6 protein-coding genes are annotated in these 6,091 nt (G+C 51.0%); all 6 read right to left on the bottom strand.

Annotated features, from left to right (window positions below; genetic code table 11):
* Positions 1-491: 491 nt before the first annotated feature.
* Positions 492-1,769, bottom strand: coding sequence for a serine hydrolase (locus tag VI25_RS16635; protein ID WP_161806962.1), 1,278 nt, complete (start codon positions 1,767-1,769; stop codon positions 492-494).
* 145 nt (positions 1,770-1,914) lie between these two features.
* Positions 1,915-3,147, bottom strand: coding sequence for a hypothetical protein (locus tag VI25_RS16630; RefSeq protein WP_052695391.1), 1,233 nt, complete (start codon positions 3,145-3,147; stop codon positions 1,915-1,917).
* 67 nt (positions 3,148-3,214) lie between these two features.
* Entirely contained in the window at positions 3,215-4,045 is an 831-nt protein-coding gene (locus VI25_RS16625; protein WP_045689544.1) for an ion transporter, read from the bottom strand.
* A gap of 26 nt (positions 4,046-4,071) precedes the next feature.
* Positions 4,072-4,419: a hypothetical protein gene (locus tag VI25_RS27885; protein ID WP_262489970.1), complete on the bottom strand. Its 348-nt coding sequence runs from the start codon at positions 4,417-4,419 to the stop codon at positions 4,072-4,074.
* Positions 4,407-5,402 carry an APC family permease gene (locus VI25_RS16620; RefSeq protein WP_201783320.1) on the bottom strand — a complete coding sequence of 332 codons (996 nt, stop codon included), beginning with the start codon at positions 5,400-5,402 and terminating at the stop codon, positions 4,407-4,409. Before VI25_RS16620 ends, VI25_RS27885 begins: the two co-directional genes overlap by 13 nt.
* 161 nt (positions 5,403-5,563) lie before the next feature.
* Positions 5,564-6,082: a DUF2480 family protein gene (locus VI25_RS16615; protein WP_045689545.1), complete on the bottom strand. Its 519-nt coding sequence runs from the start codon at positions 6,080-6,082 to the stop codon at positions 5,564-5,566.
* Positions 6,083-6,091 lie beyond the last annotated feature (9 nt).

Genomic DNA, 6,091 nt, shown 5'->3' with positions numbered 1-6,091 from the left:
GAACGTGTGCTAGTTTCCAGTTGAAACTAGCCCTGTGCCGCGCTGAGCGTGGCGGCTGCAACCCCTTCGAGCCGTAGCGGGCTGCAAAGGTACGAAGCATTTTACTATTCGCAAGAAAAAGAAGGAAAATTTTTCTCTTTCTTTTCTGCTTACCCCCCTTCCGATTGAAGCGGGCTGCAAAGGTACGAAGCTTTTTTGTTTGTGCAACTAGTAGTAGAAAATATTTTCTGTTCTCTTGGTTGCTATTCCCCTTCCTACTGAAGCGGGCTGCAAAGATAACACATACTGTTTTGCATTTCCAACTTTCGAGCGTAACTTTTTTTACTACTTCTCGTTACCCGCCTCCGTCCGATTCGGGAGTGCAAAAGTAGTAGATCTTGTAGAGAAAACAAGATTTTAAACCAATCTTTCGATTATTTATTTACTCCTTTTTCGGTAGCTGCTATCAGTCAGAATATTGCGAACTACCAGACTCGATTATCGGTTCCCAGTCAGCGCATTTTTCTGCTTTTATCCTCTGGCAATTCTTGTTGACTTTCCTTTTCAGGAACATTGCGTGGCCGTTTTAGCTCGAATCTGTAGATATGCTGGCCTAAAGCAGCTAGAAAGGGGTAACCAATGGAATCGTATTCATATACACCATCATTAAGAACGCCATCCTTGTTAACGTATAGAACAGCACTAAGCATAAATTCTACCGCTTGTGTCTTATCTGTTATGTAGGCCACGTCCGCTACGTAGCCGTGTGACAAGCCAACTACATTATATATGTGTATGCCGGGCTCATTAGTAGCTGTCCGCTGGCGCCCATAATAGAGGTATTTCTTATAGGCATCGAAGTACTGCGCAGAACGGTAGGGTGTATATCCTGAGGCGTGGGGAGTATAGCGGAGGTACTGACGAAGAAAACCGTAGTCGGCGGCGGTGAGTTGGAAACGGTTAGCAGCAGATACCGCTTCAGGGAACAGGATTGCTTTCAACATGGTAGTCACCGTTTCCAATGGCAGGTAGTTGGCTGTAGTGAAATCATAGGGCTTAGTGACAATATGCCCCCCGGTCTGATACGCTCGTCCTTTGGTGATGCGCCCTAAAGGGAAACCTAATGACTGATGATTTGTGGCTGGCGGCTGCTGGTAGATGATTTGCCCAGCTGCATTCTTAAAACTGATGGGATTAGTATGACGGTTAGCAGCCGTATCGCACGGAGCAAATCGGCGGACGATGCGTGCTTCTGGATAACCAAGCTGCCATAACCGTTCGTTGAGTGGGCGTTGCCCCACAAATTCATACAAGCGGTTGTATGCTTGGTTGTCACTTACCAGGAGCATCCGCTTAATATAATTCCCGACGGAATTGATTCTATCCGAATCAGGAGAGCTGACGAAAGGGGCAGCAGTTTGGCAACGGAAGGCCGTCCCGGTAGACATGGCGGCATTGCGCGTGAGCCCGGGAATATTCAGTTGGTGCAGCTTTTCTAAGGCAAGCGCTGCCGTGGGCAACTTCACTAAGCTAGCTGGGTTGAAATACTGACGGGGATTAACATGAAAGGAATGCTGAGTGAAGTGCGGTTGATTCTGGTTGTCACGGTCAATTTGGATATAGATAACTTGAAGCTCATATGCACTGGCTTGGCTTACTACTGGCAGTAGGCGAGCATCCGCACGCAGTAGACTATCAAGCAGTGGGCTATCTGGAAGAGATGCCGGCAAAGCTGATGCTGGAAGGGCAGCTTGGTGAGATGCAGGAAGAGTTCCTAGCAGCAAGACCATAGGTAGCAGCTTAAGACGAGTCAACATTGTATATAAGACGCTAGTGAGCAAAGGCAAGATCTTACGAGTTTCTATGCTGTACTTGATCTTTAGAAAAGCAGAAGCCGCATGCCTGTTAACAAGTGCGGCTTCTGCTTTTTTAGTGCTACTGTACTTCTTGCGCCTGCACTGGTTGGCGACGGTGCGCTAACAAGAGGTTGGAGTCGTTTTGACGCCAGTTGTACCCGGTACCGAAAGGCAACGGGCGCGGAGGGTTGGCCTTGTCAGTGTAGGTAGCGGTTAGCTCGGGTTGGTAGTGCTTGGCAAACAAGTTGATGGGACGCTTGTAGGTACCGTAATACGTAAACTGCCAGTCGGTAGCAGGGAAGTACTTCATTGCAATGCCGGAATCGTCTTGCAAAACATAGTTGCTACGTTCCAAGATGAGGTTTCGCACTTTGCTGAAATAAGCCTTGTGCATCAAATACGTCGCCGACTTTACATAGGTAGTAAGCGGCCCAAGCGTGCGCACGTACGTTAGAGCCGCTTCTTTGGTAGTACCCAATTTCCAGTCACTCAGATCAGCAGACAGGTAGAGCACCGTTTTCTCGGGTCCGTTTTTAGCTTTCAGCCTCATTTCCACACCAGGAATGGTCTTGAGGCTAGGTTTGCGGATTGTAGCCGAATCGGCTTCGATGAGTTCTCCCTGCGGGCTCAGTTGGATGTAGCGTACGCCTAGCACTTGGTGATTTGTGCGAGCCGCAAACAGCATCATTAAGGGTAGAGCCCCATCCAACTCCACTGATTTTAGGTCTACGGCCATATCATTGGTGCGAAAGAAGCTAAAGTTCAGCACCGACCACAAAGACGCTTTGAGCGCAGTGAACAGATTGGGGTTTTCAAGGGTACTGCGTTGGGGCACCGTACCAACAGGCTCCAAACCCATCAACACGTATGTAGTGCTGGTGGGGAACATTGTGGTGACATTCAGGAAATCGGGGCCGCTGAAGGGATAGAAAATGGTAGGGCTAGTAGCTTGCACAGAGTCTAGTTCAGTAGCTGCCCAGGCCTCTATCTTGGCTGTGCGCGTGCTGTCGTAGGTAGCCCAGCTTTTGTTAGAGGTTGTGGCATAGGCTTGCCAGCCAGGCTGGCCCTCCAATGTGCGCAAGCTGCTCTGACGGCTACTAGGTAACCCGGCTAGGTAAGCGGCCACATTATGCACGTCGCTAGTATCGGGTGCGGGTGGTTGGGCCGGAGCTACTGCTGGCTGAGCAACTGCGGTATCGGAGGAGGTAGTTTGGGCAACTTGCTGCTCGGCTGAGGTGGATTTCTGGTCGGAGCAAGCAGCAACAGCAGCTAGAAGCGCCGGCAATAATAGCCGGATAAAGAGAAAGCGCATACGTGAAGCAGAATGTTCAGGAAAGGCGAAAGTAAGCAAACGCCTTAAGCTGCCTGAACTAGTTACCCTAGAGCTTTTCGCCGCAACGCCAGCAGTACTCCGCTTCCGGATTGTGCTCGGTGGCCTGGCACACGTGGCAGATTACTTGTTTGTACATGGGCGCAGCTTTACTAGGAGTAGCCATTTGGGCCGATACTATACCGGTAGGCACGGCAATGATGGCGTATCCCAAAATCATCAGAACGGAGGCCAGCGTCTGACCGAGCACTGTTACGGGTGAGATGTCACCGTACCCGACAGTTGTAAGCGTAACAATAGCCCAGTAGATGCTCTTTGGAATGCTGGTAAATCCGTTTTGCCCGCCTTCTACCACGTACATCATCGTGCCGATAACTACCACGAGGGTAAGTACGGCCGTCAGAAACACCAGGATTTTGAAGCGGCTAGCTTTAAGAGCAAGGACAATGAACTCGCCTTCGCCAACAAAACGCCCCAGCTTGAAAATGCGGAATACCCGCAGAAGCCGCAGCGTACGGATAACGATAAGGTATTGACTACCTGCTAGAACTAGGCTAACCAAAGTGGGCGCAATGGCCAAGAAGTCAATAATGCCTAGTAAGCTGAGCGCATACGTGAGTGGGCGGCGCACTACCAGTAGCCGAGCTATGTATTCAACGATAAATAAGCCGGTGAAAAGCCATTCGACGGCCCGCAAATAGGGTCCGTACTGGGCGTTAATGCTTCGCACACTTTCCAGCATCACAACCAGTACGCTGAGCAGAATAGCTATTAACAGTCCAATGTCAAACGCTCGTCCGGCAGAAGTATCCGATTCGAAAATAACGCTGTAGGCTTTCTGTTTCCAGCCGACGGCCAATGGCGGAGAAGGTGCTTCCATACGCTAGCATAAAGCTCTGCTTACGGCTAGTTTGCACTCTGAGGTTGGCGAAATACGCGCTGACTTCCAAAATACACCAGCAAGCCCAAGCCAAGCGTAGCTAATCCATACAGGGTTTCGGTCGGCTTATCCTGAGCTATGAAGCGCAGCGTCCAGCCATTGAGCAGCAGGAACAGTAGCGGTGTGAGAGGATAGCCCCAAGCTTTGTAAGGCCGTGGCAGCGCTGGCTGGCGTACTCGGAGAATGAATAGCCCCAGCACCGTTAGGAACGTAAATAAGTTGAGTACAAAGCCCGCATATACTACTACCTGCGCAAACGAGGCCTGAAGCACGAATAGTAATGTAAGAGCGGTTTGAAAGATCAAAGCCCGCACGGGTACGCCGCCTGGGCTCCGGTAAGCAAGAAACCGCAGGCTGGCAAGTCCTCCCCCATCACCTGCACAATGCGAGGGCCAGCAAAGATCATAGAGCTGATAGTGGAGACAAGCAACGCCGCAATGAGGCCGCCCATCAGCCTCCCTCCTGCCGTACCAAATAAGGATGTAGCTGCTACAAACCCTACCTCTACTTGTCCCTTCAAACTCGTAATGGGAGTTGAACGCAGAAAAATAAAGTTTAGTCCTATATATAATAGGAGTACGGTACCTGTACCGATGAGTAAGATGCGCGGCAAATTACGCTGCGGTTGCTCTATTTCCCCTGTGAGGTATACCGCTGCATTCCAGCCGGAATATGCGTAGGAAACGAAGATGAGCGACACGGCAAAGGCAGGACTAAGAAGTAACTGCCACTCGGGCGAACCTTGGGGCGTGAAGACTACTGGCTGGGGAACCGCAACAACTAACCCGACCCCAATGAAGCCAACTAGGACGGCTACTTTGACAAGTGTGACGACTACTTGCAGACGGCTGCCTGCCCGACTACTACTGGCATGCACCCCAGCTAGAGCTAGCACCACCCCTACGGCAAGCCACTTGGGTGGTAAGGTGGGCCAAACGCTGGTGGCATACTTTTCGAGAGCCATGGCTGCCGCCGCCGTGGGAGCAGCAAAGCCTACCGTAGCCGACACCCAGCCTGAAAGGAAGCCGAGGGCAGGGTGATAGATGCGCGATAAGTAATGGTACTCGCCACCCGAGCGGGGCATAGCAGCAGCCAGTTCACCATAGCAGAGCGCACCGCATAGCGCAATAACACCTCCTACCAGCCACAACATCAGCAAGGCAAAGCCACTCTGAATATCAACCACCTGAAAGCCCAGGCTGGTGAACACACCCGTACCAACCATATTGGCTACTACAATGGCAATACCAGTTACTACGCTGATTTTGTAGGGCTTTACAGAAGTAAGGTTGGACATATAGGGCAACGTTTAGCGAGCTAAGATGGCGCAAAAACGCGTCATCCTGCCCACGGCGGGAGACTTCCTACAATAGAACGAGTCGCAAACACGACCCTTGCTCTAGTGGAAATACCTGCGCGCGGCTCAGGATGACGCGTTTTCTTATGGGTTAGAAGACCCTAGCTTACAGCAACTTTTGGCCGCTTATAGAGAGGCACCGTGCTGCAGGGCTCGCCATACATAATGCTGGACGTAACGGGCAACAGCTTCTGCATAATGGCGACGTAGGCATAGGTAGGCACCGGCTTTTCACCGCAGCCTTTCACTACCACCTTAGCGTCGCGATACTGCTCGATATCCACCTTGGCAATGGCCTCGTGAAACAAGTCTTGTTCCAGCGCCTCTAGACTACCGAATACGTAGCGGTGCGCATGGTTTTGTAGCTTCGAAGCCAGCAGCATATAAGCCCACGTGGGTACAATAGCATCGGCGGAGCAGATGATGGCAACGTTTTTACCATCGTACTGACTCCAGTCGTACGTTTTGATGAACTCGCGGAAATCCTTTTCGCGGAGGATAAGTCCATGAAACAGGTTTTCCTTAATGTCATAAACTACCCGCTCGCCCGGATGAATAAACTCCTCTAAGTTGAGCGTGGTAAGGGCGCTTTGCGCAACGCGGTTGATAAACTCTTCCATGGTATAGAT

The organism is Hymenobacter sp. AT01-02, from assembly GCF_000961955.2.
In the GTDB taxonomy this organism is placed as follows: domain Bacteria; phylum Bacteroidota; class Bacteroidia; order Cytophagales; family Hymenobacteraceae; genus Hymenobacter; species Hymenobacter mucosus.
The sequence above is the reverse complement of the archived record's forward strand: the minus strand, read 5'-3'. Positions and strand labels throughout refer to the sequence as shown.